Below are 17,121 nucleotides of genomic sequence, written 5' to 3'. Positions count from 1 at the left end.
TGCGCGGGGTAAACTTGATTATGAGTGAGTAAGCACTCATTATAGATGTGATGATAAAGTCGTCAAGACGTTTTCGATCTTTGACATTCCGCGTTGCAGCGTGTCAAAGCACGTGTTTCAATCAGGGTTTTTATAATTGACAGGGGGAAAAATTTAGTGGCACGTCCGAAGAGTGAAGATAAAAAACAGGCCTTACTGGAAGCCGCAACGGTGGCGTTCGCACAGTCAGGTATTGCCGCCTCAACGTCGTTAATCGCCCGTAACGCGGGCGTCGCCGAAGGGACCCTGTTTCGCTACTTTCCCACTAAAGACGATCTGCTGAATGCCCTCTATCTGCACCTGAAGCAGGATCTCTGCCAGGCCATGCTGGCAAACCTCGATCGCACCATCACGCTGCCCAAAGAACATACCCGCAATATCTGGAACAGCTACGTGGACTGGGGTATTCGTAACCCCGTTTCTCATGCGGCTATCCGCCAGATCGGCGTCAGTGAAAAGCTGAGCGCCGAAACGGAACAGGCGGTGAAAGAGATGTTCCCGGAACTCCATGAACTGTGCCGCCGCTCGGTGCGTCAGGTGTTTATGTCAGATGAATTTAAAACGTTTGGCGATGCGCTTTTCTTATCGCTGGCCGAATCTACGATGGAATTTGCCACTCGCGACCCTTCCCGTGCCGTTGATTTTAAAGCGCTCGGCTTTGAGGTGATGTGGCGCGGGCTTGCCCAGGAAGAGAGCGATGGACAGTAAATCCTTGCAGGAGCACGCAAAACGCGTGGCGCTGGAGCTGCCGTTCACCGAACACTGCTGGCCGTTCGGCCCCGAGTACGACGTGTTTAAGGTGGGCGGGAAAATTTTTATGCTGATGGCCACCGTACGCGGACGACCGCACGTCAGCCTCAAGTCAGACCCAGAAAAATCCTTGTTAAATCAGCAAATTTATCGCGGCGTTGAACCGGGCTATCACCTCAATAAAAAACACTGGATTTCGCTTTACGGCACTGACGACATCACACCTGAACTGGTCGCCGACCTGATAGCGGATTCCTGGAATCTGGTGGTGGATAAGCTGCCGAAAAAAGACCAGAAGTGGATCCGGCCGGTCTGATTGTTCGTCTGAGACGAACAGATTAAGCGCTCGAATTGCACTTATCTTTTTCCGCGTCCCGCTGTAATCTGCTTTCCTTTCGCGCCCGCGAGCGGGCGAATTTCATCACCAGGAGTTGTTATGGATATCATTTCTGTCGCCCTGAAACGCCACTCTACCAAGGCGTTCGACGCAAGCAAAAAACTGACCGCGGAAGAAGCGGAAAAAATCAAAACCCTGCTGCAGTACAGCCCGTCCAGCACCAACTCCCAGCCGTGGCACTTCATTGTAGCCAGCACCGAGGAAGGAAAAGCGCGCGTGGCAAAATCCGCCGCGGGCACCTATGTGTTCAACGAACGCAAAATGCTGGATGCTTCCCACGTGGTGGTGTTCTGCGCGAAAACCGCGATGGATGACGCCTGGCTGGAGCGAGTCGTGGATCAGGAAGAGGCCGATGGCCGTTTCAACACGCCGGAAGCCAAAGCCGCAAACCACAAGGGCCGCACCTATTTCGCCGACATGCACCGCGTGGATCTGAAAGATGACGATCAGTGGATGGCGAAGCAGGTTTACCTTAACGTCGGAAACTTCCTGCTGGGCGTGGGCGCGATGGGCCTGGACGCGGTACCGATTGAAGGTTTCGACGCCGCGATCCTCGACGAAGAATTTGGCCTGAAAGAGAAAGGCTTTACCAGCCTGGTGGTGGTACCGGTTGGGCACCACAGCGTGGAAGATTTCAACGCCACGCTGCCGAAATCTCGCCTGCCGCTGAGCACGATTGTGACCGAGTGCTGAACAAAACGGGCCGCGCAATGCGGCCCGTTACGCTTTACTGATGACTAACCTGCGATGTGGATGGACATCGCGATCGTATCCCCAGGCAAACGCAATCCAGCGCTCTTCCAGCTCGGCGTATGAACTCACCGGTGTTAAGTGCCACTCTTCGCCTACCGTACCGTCCGCCACGCTTATCTGATAATTCATACTGAACGCCCAGTCGATCATACGTAACCAAAACCGCTGCCCGTCTCCGGTTTGCTCGCTGTCAGAAACCACAATGTCGTATTCGCTTAGCACCCACTGGAAGAAGGATTGTGGTAAACCACTGATGACACGCTGATGAACCGCGCGTGGCGTACGCCAGACCATAACCTGTGTCGCAGCCCCGTGGGGAAAAGTAATTTCTTTATGAAACGTCAACTTAACGGCATACGCCGTATAAGGTTTTCCGTCGTCGGTAGTCACGAGACGATATTCATCGCCATAACGCGATTTTAACAGGCGATATCCCACAGGCAGCATAAATCCGGGCAGGTGAAAATCCACCGTGCCTCGCGCAAGAAACGCTTCAGTATGTTCGACGTTTCGGGAGATAAGGCCTAATTTTTGGCTGAAATCTGCGGAATCAATCATCAGTGGCGACATGGTGGTTGCTCATGGCGAGAGTATAGACGACTTAACACCTCGTCGAAATGATGTCGATTCAGTCGATGGGTTTACGTTAAACCCAACATTACACCGGTCTCCTCCACTTAGCAGATTCGGCGCTTATTCCCTGAAACCGTCTCGCAAAAAACTTACTTTCCCTGCGCCGCCAGCCACTCCATCGCCCGCTCTCCCGCCTCATCCACCGGCAGATACACCAGCAGCCGCGATCCGTTTCGCGGCGCGGAATACCAGTACATCTGCTGCAACGTAAAATTCCCCAGCTCGGGATGGGTAAACAGCTTGAGCTGATTCTCCACGCCGCGCACGTCGTTGCGCTGGTGCCACAGGGTTTTGAACTCTTCGGACACCGCGAAGAAGCGCGCCAGTTTGGCCTCCCACAGCGGGTCGCCCCGGTGTTCGGCCATCGCCGCGCGGAAATAGGAGACGAATATCGGCAGCACATCGTCGCGTCTGCCGAGACGCGCTCGCCACGCCGGATGGGTGAGGAACAGGTAAATACAGTTGCGGTCTTCAGGGGGAATTTCATTGAAGTCGACGCCCATCAGGTGCCCAAAGCTGTCGTTCCACGCCACGATATCGAAGTTGGGCTTCTGAATGCTGGCGGGTTTAGGCATAAGCGTATCCAGCAGGCGCCGCGTGCCCTCGCTGATACCCTCGCAGCAGACCGCCTGTGGCGCTTCACCCGGCGGCAAACCCGCTAACACAAACAGGTGCCGGGCCTCGGTCGGAGTGCATTGCAGCGCTTTTGCAACAGCGGCCATCACCGCGCTGGACGGATTGACGTCCCTGCCCTGCTCCAGCCAGGTGTACCAGGTCACGCCCACGTCAGCGAGCATCGCCACCTCTTCACGGCGCAGACCCGGCGTGCGGCGGCGACCGCTACGCGGCAGGCCGAGACGCTGCGGATCGAGGCTTTCACGTCGCGCGCGTAAAAATGCCCCCAGCTGTTTTCGGGTGTCATCCTGAAGTGAGACGACGGGTTCAGACATCAAGGCCATAAATCCCCCTGCATGGTAGTGCCAGTACCAGTATAAGCAAGAACTGGTACCCGTTTATCAGATGGTTGATGCTACGACCATCTGTTGAATGACGCAATGGAGTTACCATGAATACGTCAGTTGTTTCACCGGGCCGCGCTGGCCTGATATTGCTGCTAACCGGCCAGATGCTGCCGATGATTGATACCTCAATCACCAACGTCGCGCTGGACGCCATCACCCATTCGCTGAACGCCACCGCCACCGAGCTGGAGCTGATTGTCGCCCTCTACGGCGTGGCCTTCGCCGTCTGCCTTGCGCTCGGCAGCAAGCTGGGGGATAACTTTGGCCGTCGGCGTCTGTTCATGTGGGGCGTCGCGAGCTTTGGCCTGGCCTCGCTGCTCTGCGGGATGGCGGGGAACATTGAACAGCTGCTGGCCGCGCGCATCGTTCAGGGGGCGGGAGCCGCACTGATCGTGCCGCAAATTCTTGCCACGCTGCACGTGACGCTGAAAGGTACGGCGCACGCTAAGGCCATCAGCCTGTTTGGCGGCATCGGTGGGATTGCGTTTATCGTCGGCCAGATGGGCGGCGGCTGGCTGGTGTCGGCGGATATCGCCGGGCTGGGCTGGCGTAACGCCTTCTTTATCAACGTGCCGATCTGTCTGGTGGTGCTGGCGCTAAGTCGCCATTTCGTACCCGAAACCCGTCGCGAGACGCCGTCACGCATCGACTGGACCGGAACCGTGCTGCTGGCGATCATTCTTTGCTGCCTGCTGTTCCCGATGGCGCTCGGCCCACAGTGGCACTGGTCGTGGCCGCTGAAGGTTATGCTTCTCGCCATTATTCCGCTGGGCTGGCTGACGGCGCTGAATGCGCGCAAAAAGGAGCGTGAGAATGCCCATCCGCTGATCCCGCCGCGCCTGCTGCAGCTTCGCAGCGTTCGCTTTGGCATTCTGATTGCGATGCTCTTTTTCAGCGTCTGGTCCGGGTTTATGTTCTGTATGGCGCTGACCATGCAAACCGGTCTGGGGATGGCACCGTGGCAGTCCGGAAACAGTTTTATCGCGCTGGGCGTTACCTACTTTATTTCGGCGTGGTTCGCGCCGCGACTGATTGCTCGCTACAGCACCAGTACCATTCTGCTGACCGGTCTGGCGATCCAGATTGCCGGCCTGCTGGCGCTGATCGCCACGTTCCGCGTCTGGGGAATGGAGAATACCGCCCTGACGCTGGCGCCCGCGACCGGGCTGGTCGGCTACGGGCAGGCGCTGATCGTGAACAGCTTCTACCGCATCGGGATGCGCGATATTCAGCCTGACGACGCGGGAGCCGCGAGCGCCATTCTCAGCACGCTGCAGCAGGCCGCTCTGGGGCTTGGCCCGGCCATTTTCGGCGCGATTTTGCTCCACGCGCTGCAGAACCATCACGGGGATTACACCCAGGCGGTGAACGTCTTCCTGATGGTGGAAACGGCGATGATGGTGGTGCTTGCCCTGGCGACGCTGCGCATCCGCCATCGCCTGTGCCTGCCAATGGTAAAGGTCTGCCAGGCCACCAAATAAGCCCGTGAATTTGCATAATAGATCCGCAGCCGCCATTATGGGGCTGCATCAATACAGGAGACGTTATGCAGGAATTAATTGCTCAGGTTGAAGAGTTAGGCATTGAAATTAATCACACCACCTCTTTAGTGATTATCTTTGGTATTATTTTTCTTACCGCCATCATCGTTCATTTTATTCTGCACAAAGTGGTGCTTCGCGCTTTCGAAAAACGCGCGCAGGCCAGCAGCCATTTGTGGCTGCAGATCATTACCCAGAATAAATTATTTCACCGTCTGGCCTTCACCCTTCAGGGGATAATCGTCAACGTCCAGGCGGTACTGTGGCTGCAAAAAGGCAGCGAAGCGGCGGAAATTCTCACGACATGCGCAAAGCTGTGGGTCATGGTGTATGCCCTGCTCTCCTTCTTCTCGCTGCTGGACGTGATTTTTAATCTGTCGCAGAAAATGGCCACCGCATCACAGCTGCCGCTGAAGGGGATTTTCCAGGGCATCAAGCTGGTAAGCGCCATCCTGGTGGGGATTTTGATTATCTCCCTGCTGATCGGCCAGTCCCCGGCGATTCTGATAAGCGGTCTCGGCGCCATGGCCGCCGTGCTGATGCTGGTGTTTAAAGACCCGATACTCGGACTTGTGGCGGGGATTCAGCTTTCCGCCAACGACATGCTCAAGCTCGGCGACTGGCTGGAGATGCCCAAATACGGTGCCAACGGCACGGTAACGGACATCGGTCTGACCACCGTTAAAGTGCGCAATTTTGATAACACCATCACCACCATTCCGACGTGGGCGCTGGTCTCCGACGCCTTTATCAACTGGAGCGGCATGGCGGCCTCCGGCGGGCGACGCATTAAGCGCAGCCTGAATATTGATACCACCAGCATTCATTTCCTGGACGAGCAGGAGCAGCAGAAACTCATTCAGGCGAAGCTGCTGAAGCCCTATCTGGCCGCGCGACATGAGGAAATTAGTCTGTGGAATCAGAAGAACGGTGAAGGGGAGTCGGTATTAAATCTGCGTAAGATGACCAATATTGGTACCTTCCGCGCCTACCTGAATGAATATCTGCGCAACCATCCGCGTATTCGCAAAGATATGACGCTGATGGTGCGCCAGCTAGCGCCTGATGCGAATGGTTTGCCGATTGAAATATACGCCTTCACCAACACGGTGGTCTGGGCAGAATATGAGGAGATTCAGGCCGACATCTTTGACCATATTTTCGCGGTGGTGGATGAATTTGGGCTGCGTATTCACCAGTCCCCGACCGGGAACGATATTCGCTCGTTGACCCTACAGCATCGGTAAGGTGGGTTGCCGGGCGTGAAGGCAGGTGCAGTCTGGTGCCCTCACCCCGGCCCTCTCCCACAGGAAGAGGGAGAAAACCGCGCTACTTTTTGCGGGAAAGCTTAAACGCCACAAACAGGAAGATAACCCACACCGGCAGCAGCATCGCCGAAAGGCGCATCTCATCCATGGTGCACATCAGCACCAGAATCAGCCCAAGGAAAGCGATACAGATATAGTTCCCCGCCGGATAGAGCAGCGCTTTGAACTGCGTATCGCGTCCCTTGCGGCGCATCGCGGCGCGAAAGCGCAGGTGCGCCAGGCAAATCATGATCCAGTTCAGCAGCAGAGTGGCGACAACCAGCGCCATCAGCAGGCCAAAGGCCTCTTTCGGCAGCAGATAGTTAATCAGCACCACCAGCGAGGTGATAGCACCAGAAAGGAACAAGGAATTCACCGGCACGCCGCGACGGCTGACGCGGGTGAGGAACTTCGGCGCGTTGCCCTGCACGGAGAGGCCGAACAGCATGCGGCTGTTGGAGTAAACGCCGCTGTTATAGACCGACAGAGACGCCACCAGAATGACGAAGTTCAGCGCCGAGGCCACCACGTTGCTGTTCAGATCGTGGAAAATCATCACGAACGGGCTGCTGTCGGACTTCACTTCCACCCACGGATAGAGCGCCAGCAGCACCACCAGCGAGCCGATGTAGAACAGCAGAATCCGGTACACCACCTGGTTGACCGCTTTTGGAATGCTTTTATGCGGGTCGCGTGCTTCCGCGGCGGTAATGCCAATCAGCTCTAATCCTCCGAAGGAGAACATGATCACCGCCAGGGAGAGAATCAGCCCTTTCCAGCCGGTGGCGAGGAAGCCGCCGTGCTGCCACAGGTTATCGATCGTGGCGCGCTCGCCGCCGTGGCCGGAGAACAGCAGCCACAGACCAAAGCCGATCATCCCTATAATCGCCAGCACCTTGATCAGCGCAAACCAGAACTCGGTTTCGCCATACAGGCGCACGTTGACGAGGTTAACTGCGTTAATAATGATGAAGAAGGCCGCAGCCCAGATCCACGTCGGGACGTCCGGCAGCCAGTACTGCATGTAAATGCCTGCGGCGGTCAGCTCCGCCATCCCCACCAGCACGAACATCACCCAGTAGTTCCAGCCGGAGAGGAAGCCTGCAAACGGGCCCCAGTATTTATAAGCAAAGTGCGCGAAGGAGCCTGAAACCGGCTCTTCTACGACCATCTCGCCAAGCTGGCGCATGATCAGGAAGGCGATAATCCCGGCAATACCGTAACCCAGCAGCACCGCCGGGCCAGCCATCTGAATAGCGGGGCCGATGCCGAGAAATAGCCCGGTACCGATCGCGCCGCCAAGGGCAATGAGCTGAATATGTCGATTTTGCAAACCACGTTGCAGCGTCGGATTCTGATCCGACGAGGCTTCAGCGCTACCATGGCCTGAAGCGGATGACGCGTCTTTCACGTCCTACCCCTGTCTCTTTTTTAGAAGGGGCACGTTTTAACACTTCATGCTGGAGGTAGCAAGGGATTGGGGCATCCCTGCCCCGGATAACGAGATGGAACGCTTAAAACGCGTAGCCAACCGAGACCTTAAAGGTGCGCGGTTCGCCCTGCGTAATATAGGTACCGGAGTCGTCCACGCTGGCCCAGTAGTTTTCATTGGTGACGTTGTCGATGCCCGCGCGAACCGTCATCTGGTTTTCATTGCGGTTCACCGCGAAGCGATAGCGCACTCCCAGATCCAGCGTGGTGTAGCTGTCCAGCTTTTTGGTGTTTGCCAGGTCAGCGTACTGCGCGCCGGAATGGTTCACGCGGGCGGTGGCGGTCAGGCCATCAACCGGCTTGATATCGTACTCTGCACCCAGCACGGCGTAAAAGTTCGGAATCCCGATCGCATCGTTACCCTGATTCACGCCATTTTTGGTTTTGGTCAGCTCGGCCTGCAGCCAGGTGGCGCTGGCGTTCAGGCGCATCCCCAGCGCGGGCTCGCCGAAGACGTTCAGCTCCACGCCACGGTTTCGCTGCTCGGCATCCAGGCCGTAATGGCCGCTGTCGTCGAGGATCGCCGACGGCATTTTGATCTCAAACAGCGCAAGCGATCCGCCCACGCGGCCGAAGTCCGCCTTCACGCCCACTTCGTTCTGCTTAGAGTGAACGATACCGGTGCTCTGGCCGTAGTTGGTGGCGGTGTTAGGTGCAGTTTTGCCCGGCTGCAGCGCTTCGGTGTGGTTTGCATAGAGGGAAATCTCCTCCCACGGCTTGTAGACCACGCCGTAGGTGGGCATCCAGCGGCTGCCGTCGAAACCGTCCGCCGCGTTTTCCGCACCGGTGACTTTGTTATATCCGCGAACGACCACTTTCTGATGGCGGGCGCCTGCGGTGAACAGCAGCTTGTCATCCAGCACGCCCAGCGTATCGCTCAGCAGCCAGCCCTGGGTACGGGTGCGCCCGCTGGTCAGCGGATCGCTGTACTTTCCGCCGGAACCGTTGAAATTGGTGCTGTCCGGCATATCGACGCCGGTGTTGTGGTAGATGTTGGTGGTCGGGTTATCTTTCGCCGCCGACATTTTCCACGCGATTTTTTCGTTTTTGGTCATCGCCGAATAGCCAACGTTGACCTTGTGCGAGACGAAGCCTGTATTGAAATTACCGCGAATGCCCGCCATGCCGCTGACGGAATCGCTGATGCGGTTGGTGTCGAGACGGCTGACCGTTGCCTTGCCGCTTTTATCCACCAGCTTCGGCGCGCTGTAGATGCCTTCCTCGTGCGCGTGCTGCGCGCCAAGACCGGTATAGGCCGTCCAGCCGTCGGTGATGTCATACTCGCTGCGCCACATCCCAAATTCGTTTTCGATATTGCTGTAGGCCCACTTCTGCGAGAAGTTACGATCGTTTTTCGGCGGCTCGGGAACGAAATCCACCGCGGAAATATTGACGCTGGTCGGGCTGCCGTGGAAGGTTTTCTTCTGATAGCCCAGATCCAGCGAGGTGCGGAAGCGGTCGCCGGCGTAATCCAGGCCGGTAGAGAGCAGCGTGGTGCGGCGGCGGTCATTCGGTATGCCGGTTTCCCCTTCGCGATGGACCAGGTTCACCCGCGCGCCGAACTGGTCGCTGTCACCGTAGCGACGGCCCGCGTCGAGCGTGGTGCCAATCTGGGAATCCGAGGTGTAGTCCACGCCGACCTTCGCCTGCGGGAGCTCGCCCGCGTGTTTTGGCTCAAGGTTGATCATCCCGCCCACGCCGGAACTTGCCGCGCCGTTCATCAGCGAGTTGGCCCCTTTGAAGATCTCGATGCGGTCGATCATCTGGGTATCCACAACCTGGCGCGGCAGCACGCCGGACAGGCCGCCAAAGGTCATGTCGTCACCGTCGAACTTCAGGCCACGGATGCGGTAGGTCTCCGCGCTGTTGCCATACCCCTGAACGAACTGCACGCCCGCGTCGTTCGCGACGACATCGGCAATGGTTTTCGCCTGCTGATCTTCTACCAGCTTCGAGGTGTAGCTGATGATGTTGAACGGCACGTCCATGGCGTTCTGCTGGCCCAGCATCCCCATGCGCCCGCCGTTCGCCACCTGTCCGTCAAGGAAGGCCGGTACCGGCTGGTCGCCGCCGGGTTTGAAATCGCTGGCAGGTTTAGCCTGGACAACGAGGGTGTCCTCTTTTTGATTGTCCGCCGCTAAGGCGGAATGTGTCGCCGCGCCAACGGCGAGCGCCAGCAGCGTTTTGTGCATGATGGTGTTGTTCATCGTTAACTCATTTTAAAGTGCGCGCAAAAAATGACCCGTTGTCGGGCCTTAGAATGTATTGAATGCAATGCAAATGAGAACTATACGCATTATCCATGCGTTGGCAAGTGTAACCGCGTTCATGAGGAGATTTGGCGCGAAAAGAGGGGGAACAGCCACCCCGTTTGGGGAGTGGCTGCAATAACGTTATTTTTTCTTGTAGATATTGGCCGTACCGTGAATTTTATTGTTGGTGTTCCCTGAAGTGAGCACCAGGACATCCGCGCCTTGCTTATCGGCTTTCTCAATCAGTTCTTTTTTCGCATCATCCACCGATACTTCATTCGAGGTGTTTACCGTACCGATTTTTTTATATTGAGATGCAACTTTTTTGAACTCGCTTTTAGTAAGTAGCTGTGCAGCAAAAGCATTGGTCGTAAACAGTAATGCCGTTCCCAACAAAATAGCAGTCGTCTTTTTCATAACCTTTTTCCTTGAGATTAATCAGCAACTACGAAAAACCTCACGCAGTGTGGTGAGGTTATATGAGCATGGTAGAGAATCTCAGGAATTGCCATTCGTTCGGGAAAAATCTTTTATAACAACCCGTTGCATGAAATTACTAACGAATATTAAGAATATTCGAATACCCGCGCGGTGCCAGCAATATCAACGCGTACCGCCGTGCCCGGGTTCCATCCTGGCTGGCTTACGGTCTTCAGAATCACCGGCTGCTGCTGTCCGGCCAATCCCAGGGTGAGCGTCGACAGCTGGCCGGTGAAGTCCACGTCGAGAATCGAGATCGGACTTTCATCCGCTGCACATGCCGTCACGCGTAATTGTTCAGGGCGCATCATTACCCTGCCCTGTCCTGTCGCATGCGCGTTGTCCGTCGGCACTTCACCCAGCGCGCACACGGCATACCCGGCGGCAAGCTGAGCAGGCAGGATCACGGCATCGCCAAGAAACAGCGCCGTCTCTTCGTCAACGGGACGGGTGTAAACGTCATAAGGCGTACCGACCTGCGTGAAGCGCCCGGAGCGCATGACGGCAACCTGCGTGGCAAAGGACAACGCTTCGTTCTGATCGTGGGTGACCAGAATCGAGGCCACGCCCGCTTCGGCCAGCAGATCGGCCGTTGCCTTACGCGTCGTGGCGCGCAGGCCGGTATCCAGAGCCGAGAACGGTTCATCCAGCAGCATCAGTGAAGGACGCTGGGCCAGCGCACGGGCAAGGGCCACGCGCTGCTGCTGTCCGCCGGAAATCTCGTGGGGCCAGTGCGTTGCGAGCTGCCTGTCCAGAGAAACCATCTCCATCAGCGCCTGAACGCGCTGGCGTTTCTCGTGGCGGGTGCCGTCCAGCCCCCAGGCAATGTTGTCTGCCACGTTGAGGTGCGGGAACAGCGCACCCTCCTGAGGCACAAAACCGATCCGGCGCAGGTGGGCGGGAACAAAACTGTTTTCATCAAACAGCGTTCTCCCCTGCATGACAATGCGCCCGGTGTCAGGCGTTTCGAACCCGGCAAGAATACGCAGCAGCGTGGTTTTCCCCGACCCGGACGGCCCGACAATCGCCGTCCTGCTCCCCGGCGCCACGCTCAGGTTTAAGCTGTCGAGCACCTGCACATCAGAAAACGATTTAGAAATGGCGGTTAATTCAAGCATGTCATAGCCCTGCAATTTTTTTCGACTGCATATAGAGAATGGCGGTCAGCGGGAGTGAAATCAGGATCATCAGCATCGCGTAAGGCGCGGCGGCAACATAGTCAATTTCACTGGTCAGCGCCCAGAATCCGGTGGAGAGCGTGCGCGTGCCCAGCGGAGAGAGCAGCAGCGTGGCGGTCAACTCGTTGCTGACGCCGAGGAAAACCAGCGCGGCCCCTGCCGCCGCACCCGGCGCGGCCAGCCGCATCGTGACGCTCCAGAGCGCCTTCGCGGGCGTGCTGCCCAGGCTGCGCGCCACGTTTTCCAGCTCAACCGGCGCCTGCGCAATCCCCGCCCGCAGGTTGATGAGCGCGCGGGGCATAAACATCAGCAGGTAGGCAAGGAACAGGGTAATTTCCGTCTGGTAAATGGGACGAGCGTAATGAATGGTGACGGTGACCAGCGCCAGCGCCGTGACGATGCCCGGCAGCGAGCTGGTGATATAGATGCACCCTTCCAGCATCCGGAAGATGCGGTGCGGATAGCGGATACCCAGCCACGCGATGGGGATCACGCACGCGGTCGTCAGAAGCGCACCGCCCACGCCGAGCATCAGCGTCTGGCGCAGCGAATGCCAGAGATCGGCACTCATCCAGTTTTGCACGCCGCCGAGCCAAATCCAGCGACACAGGACAACTAGCGGCACGCCCAGCGCCAGAACGATCAGCACGATGAAAAACAGCTGGCCCAGCGCTGCGGCCGCAGGCTTCAGCGGCCAGCGTTTCTGCTCGCGCGCGGCCCCGGCGCCAATGCGCGCGTAGCGTGCTTTTCCGCGCGTCACGCCCTCCAGCATTAATATAGCCAGACAGCACAAGGCCAGCACGCCCGCCAGCATGTTCGCCGCCGGGCCGCTGAAGGTAGACTGGAACTGGTCATAAATTGCCGTGGTGAAGGTATCAAAGCGGATCATCACGTACAGGCCATATTCCGCCAGCAGGTGCAGCGCCACCAGCAGCGCGCCGCCGCAGATAGCCAGCTTGAGCTGGGGCAGCACCACGCGGAAAAAGACCCTCCACGGCGGCGTACCCAGCGAAGCGGCGACATCTTCAAGCGTCGGGTCAAGGCGACGCAGCACCGCCGCAACCGGCATATAGATAAACGGATAGTAGGCAAGAACCGAGAGGAACACGCCCGCGGAGAGCCCGTGCATGGACGGGACAGCGCTCACCCAGGCATAGCTTTGCACAAACGCGGGGATCGCCAGCGGGGCGACCGCCAGTGCGGACCAGATCCCTCGCCCGGCAAGCTGCGTGCGCTCCGTGAGCCAGGCGATTGCCACGCCCGTCACGATACACAGCGGAACCGCTAAAGCCGTCAGCCACAGCGTGTTGCTGAGCAGCTCAGCAACACGCGGGCGAAACACCAGCGCCTTAATGGTTTCCCAGCCGGTCTCAATGCCAATGGCAATGATAAAACCCAAAGGCAGAAGCGCCATTAATGAAAACAAAACAGCTAACGCAACCATCGGCAGTGCAGGACGCCTGCGGGCAGGCTCCTGCACTCTGTTTTTTCCGATGTCGAGACTCAGACCAGACATAAGACGTTCACTTTACTCTCAGGATCACAGCAGGCCGGCTTGCGTCATCAGCTCGATAACTTTTTTACTGTTAAGCGTCGAAGGTTCAACTTTCGGTGCATCAAGATCTTTTAGCGGGACCAGTTTCGGGTTTGAGGCCGCGTTCACGCCCACCGCATACTCAAAGGCGTTGTTGGTACGCAGGCTTTCCTGACCTTCTTTACCGGTAATGTATTTGATGAAGGCCTGCGCCTGCGCTTTATGCTTGCTGGATGCCAGCACGCCGCCGCCGGAGAGGCTCACAAACGCGCCCGGATCCTGGTGTTTGAAGTAGTAGAGCTGGGTGTTTTTGCTGTTTTCACCGGTTTTGGACTGATCGACAAAACGGTAGTAGTGATAAATCACGCCGCCATCAATCTGACCGGCATTGACCGCTTTCATCACGGTGCTGTTGCCTTTATAGGCAACGAAATTGGCTTTCATCGCTTTAAGCCATTCCAGGGTGGCCTTCTCGCCTTTCAGCGCCAGCATCGCGCTCACGATGGCCTGGAAATCCGCGCCTGACGGTGATGCCGCCCAGCGGCCTTTCCACTCGGGTTTCGCCAGATCCATCAGCGACTTAGGCAGCTGCTGTTCGCTGAGTTTTGCCGGGTTATACACAAATACCGTGCTGCGGGCGGCAATGCCGATCCAGCGGCCGTGCGCAGGACGATATTCCGCCGGTACCTGCTTCAGGGTGTCTGCATCCAGCGGCGCAAACAGGTTGGCGTTATCCACCAGCACCATTGAAGGCGAGTTCTCCGTCAGGAACACGTCTGCAGGTGACGCGCTGCCTTCCTGAACCAGTTGGTTACCCAGCTCGCTGTCATCGCCATTACGCAGAGTGACTTTGATGCCGGTTTCTTTAGTAAAACCGTCCACCCACGACTTCACCAGGTTTTCGTGCTGCGCGTTATAAACAACGATACCTTCGCTGTTATCGGCCGCAACCGATTGTGTAGAAAGGAAAAGTGATGAAGACAACAAGGCAAGCGAGAAGCAGGACAGCAGGCGAGAATTCATGAACATATCCTTAATAGACCAACGGGATTAACGACTCATAGCTTTGTGGGACAGGATTAAAGCATACAACAACGCTAATGATAATTAGTATCAATCCAGTTTAGGCGTAAAAGTGTAAAATTTCTTTTTAGCAGATTTTAGAATGATAAAAATCCAAATTTTAATGAGAGATAATTTTTAGATTAAGAAAACCTTAAGCCTGCCTACAATGAAATTCATTAGCCTTCTATTCATTATGACGCAAAGGTAAATCTGTTATTCATGCGCCCGCCAGATATAAAAGCCCCGATATTGCGGGGCTTTTTATGCTTATCTGGAGGTAGCTAAGTTTATAAGACTACTCATTTAAAAAGCATCACATCGCCGCATGAGGGGCATACATCGGATAGGTGAAGAACAATAAATGCACGCAGTTCAGGCCAAAATGGAATAACGTTGCAACCCAGAGCTTACCGCTCCACATCCACGCCAGGCCGTAAATAATGCCGGAGAGGCTGGCAAAAATAATAAGCAGTAAACCGCCGCTATAATGCATCAGTCCAAAGATGACTGAGGCAATCAACATCGCGACAACAGGATGAATAATCCGGGACAAGCGTTGCTGCAGGTAGCCTCTGAACAAGGCTTCCTCGGCCAAAGAGACGAAGAAAATATTCGCAAGGGCAAATTGAGCGAACCATTCTGGTGCATGCGGCTCAATTCTAAGTCCGCCCAACGCAACAGCCAGAAGTAACAGCGCGGGTATCGCAAGAACCAATATTCCCCAGCCGACCTTGCCAGCTTTATAGAGGGGTTTTGCTACGAATAACGTTGGCATGCACGTAATTAAAAAGAACGGCACCACTGCCTTGTCCATATTAAAGTACATACTGAACGGTATGCTTTGCGGACCAACGACGACAGCATCCAGCACTTTGGGGTTATGGAAGCCCGGGATCACATGCAAAACCAGGGCAACGGCGATGACCACGCACAGGCCTTCGACCAGATATGTATATTTATTATTTTTATTACGTAGCCATTCAACAGCAGACCAGCCAACAACGATTGACGCAATAACCAGCAGCGCCGGGGCGTCAAGAATACCCTGTTTCCAGCCGAGAAATGCCGTTAATCCCAGCATTAGATAAGCCAGGCTTTTATTAAGGGAGAGTGCGGCAAGCGAAGTTGCGAGTAGATACCACATAAATGTCCTTCTTGACCGGTAAATTTAGGGGCGATGTCCCAAATATGTCCCACAACGGAAATCAGGAGGATGTGAAGGAGGCGTGACTCTATGAAATGGCACGCCCTGTAGGATTCGAACCTACGACCTACGGCTTAGAAGGCCGTTGCTCTATCCAACTGAGCTAAGGGCGCACTGATATGCGTGTACTTCGCGGTGGTGAAACGCGAAGAATTATACGGTCAATGGCAAGTGAGTCAATGCCTTTTCCGCTTTACACGGCAATTACCACTAGCCGATTGTAAATACGGCTATTTTCTCAACATTTCGCCCTGTTTCACCGTAAAATTTGGCGCTGCGAAAAGGCTTAGTTGCATTTAAGTAACGCCTGCTGTTTTCCCGAACGTCAGCTCGTCACACTAGAGTCAGGTATCCCGGCCGCCTGGAGGCTGGCAGACAACAGGACAATGGAGTGGCAGCGCAAAACCTGATCGATACGCCCCCCCGGTTACAGTACATTTCTCAGGACATCGTCGGCATTAAGCTTGAGCCCATCGTCGCCCTTTCCTCCTTGCGCCAGGTTGGCGTGGAGGTGCTAAGCGTTCTGTCCGACACGCGGCACAGCGAGGACTTTTTTTGCGAACGGTCCGCAGAGTGGTCGATAACGCTGCTTGAAGCGCAGCTTGCCGCGTTAAAAAATGCGCCGCACGGTCATAATCTTTTTATTAATCTGCCGATAACCGTCCTGACAGAGACAGCCTCTTTTCAGCGACTTATCCGGTTAACAGACGTGTCGCTCAATATTGAGATTGTCGATCTCGCGTCCTTTTTAGCGCTGACCCTCGTCGAGAAGCAGCATGTCGTTCAAAATTTGCGGCAACTTAGCAGACAGGGACACGCAATCTGGCTTGATGACGTGGATGACGTCACCGTGCAGTCGTTTTTATCCTGCCGACTCCCGTTAAGCGGCATCAAAATAGATAAGGAAGCATTCTGGCGTTTACGCGACACCCCTGCGCTGAGGCAACTGGTTTCCCTTTGCTTTCAGCTTGCCGGGAAAGTGCTTATTGAAGGTATTGAGACTGAACGCGATCGTACCTGGGCACTGCAGGCAGGCGCAGACCTCGGCCAGGGATATTACTGGCCGTCCTGGACATGGCCGGAGGATTAAAAAGCCATTTCCAGGAGGGAGACCATGCGAATGACAGTGCGCCGTTACCGGCGGCGGCGTACAGGAAGTGATGCACTGGGATTTACGCGCTCACCTTTTGCTCCCCCCTTTTTCGACCGGCTCGAATTTTTGAGCCAGTCTATCGGCCAGCCCCGCAAAAGCGACGCCCCGTTTATCCTTCTGGTGACGGAGGATCACTACCTGCGCACCGGTTTTCTCAACGCGCAGTTTCCCCTGAGCAGCTGCTGCGACTACGCCACGCTGGACGACGCCCTTATCGCTCAAACGCAGTGGCCTTCAGCCCGCCTGGTCGTGGATATTGAAAGCCGGTCCACGGGGCTTCTGGAGAAACTGGATCAGTTGAGACGGCATAGCCTGTTTCCTC

Annotated in this window: 15 protein-coding genes, 1 tRNA gene and 1 pseudogene; 7 read left to right on the top strand and 10 right to left on the bottom strand. The window is 56.2% G+C overall.

All coding sequences use genetic code 11. From position 1 onward, the window contains the following. Positions 1-156: 156 nt before the first annotated feature. From DEO48_RS08770 to nfsB, 3 genes are all read left to right on the top strand, one after another. Entirely contained in the window at positions 157-747 is a 591-nt protein-coding gene (locus DEO48_RS08770) for a TetR/AcrR family transcriptional regulator (RefSeq protein WP_039264021.1), read from the top strand. Further along, on the top strand, positions 737-1,105 hold the full coding sequence (locus DEO48_RS08765; protein ID WP_109844928.1) for an MmcQ/YjbR family DNA-binding protein: 369 nt from the start codon (positions 737-739) through the stop codon (positions 1,103-1,105). The genes DEO48_RS08770 and DEO48_RS08765 overlap by 11 nt, the downstream gene beginning before the upstream one ends. Positions 1,106-1,225: 120 nt before the next feature. Then, positions 1,226-1,879 (top strand): oxygen-insensitive NAD(P)H nitroreductase, encoded by a 654-nt coding sequence (gene nfsB, locus DEO48_RS08760; RefSeq protein WP_024906901.1) that lies wholly within the window; start codon positions 1,226-1,228, stop codon positions 1,877-1,879. A gap of 27 nt (positions 1,880-1,906) precedes the next feature. On the opposite strand, the gene DEO48_RS08755 is transcribed toward nfsB, so the two are convergent. Continuing rightward, the gene (locus tag DEO48_RS08755) at positions 1,907-2,509 is read right to left on the bottom strand and encodes a hypothetical protein (protein WP_023310660.1); all 603 of its coding nucleotides are present in this window, start codon (positions 2,507-2,509) and stop codon (positions 1,907-1,909) included. A 152-nt stretch (positions 2,510-2,661) separates the two neighbouring features. Continuing rightward, a complete protein-coding gene (locus DEO48_RS08750; RefSeq protein WP_109844927.1) occupies positions 2,662-3,531 on the bottom strand; it encodes a helix-turn-helix transcriptional regulator in 870 nt (289 codons plus the stop codon). A gap of 107 nt (positions 3,532-3,638) precedes the next feature. On the opposite strand from DEO48_RS08750, the gene DEO48_RS08745 reads away from it, so the two are divergent. Both DEO48_RS08745 and DEO48_RS08740 read left to right on the top strand, forming a co-directional pair. Then, a complete protein-coding gene (locus DEO48_RS08745; RefSeq protein ID WP_109844926.1) occupies positions 3,639-5,075 on the top strand; it encodes an MFS transporter in 1,437 nt (478 codons plus the stop codon). A 65-nt stretch (positions 5,076-5,140) separates the two neighbouring features. Continuing rightward, on the top strand, positions 5,141-6,382 hold the full coding sequence (locus DEO48_RS08740) for a mechanosensitive ion channel family protein (RefSeq protein WP_109844925.1): 1,242 nt from the start codon (positions 5,141-5,143) through the stop codon (positions 6,380-6,382). Between the two features lie 82 nt (positions 6,383-6,464). Here the strand turns inward: DEO48_RS08740 and pheP are convergent, their stop codons facing one another. The 8 genes from pheP to DEO48_RS08700 form a co-directional block, all read right to left on the bottom strand. Next, positions 6,465-7,853, bottom strand: coding sequence for a phenylalanine transporter (gene pheP, locus DEO48_RS08735; RefSeq protein ID WP_045400812.1), 1,389 nt, complete (start codon positions 7,851-7,853; stop codon positions 6,465-6,467). A gap of 103 nt (positions 7,854-7,956) precedes the next feature. Continuing rightward, positions 7,957-10,140 (bottom strand): TonB-dependent siderophore receptor, encoded by a 2,184-nt coding sequence (locus DEO48_RS08730; protein WP_109844924.1) that lies wholly within the window; start codon positions 10,138-10,140, stop codon positions 7,957-7,959. Positions 10,141-10,326: 186 nt separating this feature from the next. Beyond that, positions 10,327-10,602 carry a DUF1471 family periplasmic protein YahO gene (yahO, locus tag DEO48_RS08725; protein WP_033144835.1) on the bottom strand — a complete coding sequence of 92 codons (276 nt, stop codon included), beginning with the start codon at positions 10,600-10,602 and terminating at the stop codon, positions 10,327-10,329. 149 nt (positions 10,603-10,751) lie between these two features. Beyond that, positions 10,752-11,783: an ABC transporter ATP-binding protein gene (locus DEO48_RS08720; RefSeq protein ID WP_109844923.1), complete on the bottom strand. Its 1,032-nt coding sequence runs from the start codon at positions 11,781-11,783 to the stop codon at positions 10,752-10,754. A 1-nt stretch (position 11,784) separates the two neighbouring features. Beyond that, positions 11,785-13,359 carry an iron ABC transporter permease gene (locus tag DEO48_RS08715; RefSeq protein ID WP_181366983.1) on the bottom strand — a complete coding sequence of 525 codons (1,575 nt, stop codon included), beginning with the start codon at positions 13,357-13,359 and terminating at the stop codon, positions 11,785-11,787. Positions 13,360-13,383: 24 nt separating this feature from the next. Then, positions 13,384-14,400 carry an iron ABC transporter substrate-binding protein gene (locus tag DEO48_RS08710; RefSeq protein ID WP_109844921.1) on the bottom strand — a complete coding sequence of 339 codons (1,017 nt, stop codon included), beginning with the start codon at positions 14,398-14,400 and terminating at the stop codon, positions 13,384-13,386. A 355-nt stretch (positions 14,401-14,755) separates the two neighbouring features. Next, complete coding sequence (locus DEO48_RS08705; RefSeq protein ID WP_109844920.1) at positions 14,756-15,586, bottom strand: CPBP family intramembrane glutamic endopeptidase; 831 nt, start codon at positions 15,584-15,586, stop codon at positions 14,756-14,758. Positions 15,587-15,682: 96 nt separating this feature from the next. Next, positions 15,683-15,759, bottom strand: a tRNA-Arg gene (locus tag DEO48_RS08700). Positions 15,760-16,037: 278 nt separating this feature from the next. Between DEO48_RS08700 and DEO48_RS08695 the strand changes: the two genes are divergently transcribed. Both DEO48_RS08695 and DEO48_RS08690 read left to right on the top strand, forming a co-directional pair. Continuing rightward, on the top strand, positions 16,038-16,736 hold the full coding sequence (locus DEO48_RS08695) for an EAL domain-containing protein (protein ID WP_109844919.1): 699 nt from the start codon (positions 16,038-16,040) through the stop codon (positions 16,734-16,736). 24 nt (positions 16,737-16,760) lie between these two features. Continuing rightward, positions 16,761-17,121: pseudogene (locus DEO48_RS08690) on the top strand (DNA-binding response regulator); the annotation flags it as partial.

The sequence above is a fragment of the Enterobacter sp. CGMCC 5087 genome (assembly GCF_003144775.1).
Lineage (GTDB): Bacteria > Pseudomonadota > Gammaproteobacteria > Enterobacterales > Enterobacteriaceae > Enterobacter > Enterobacter cloacae_M.
The sequence above is the reverse complement of the archived record's forward strand: the minus strand, read 5'-3'. Positions and strand labels throughout refer to the sequence as shown.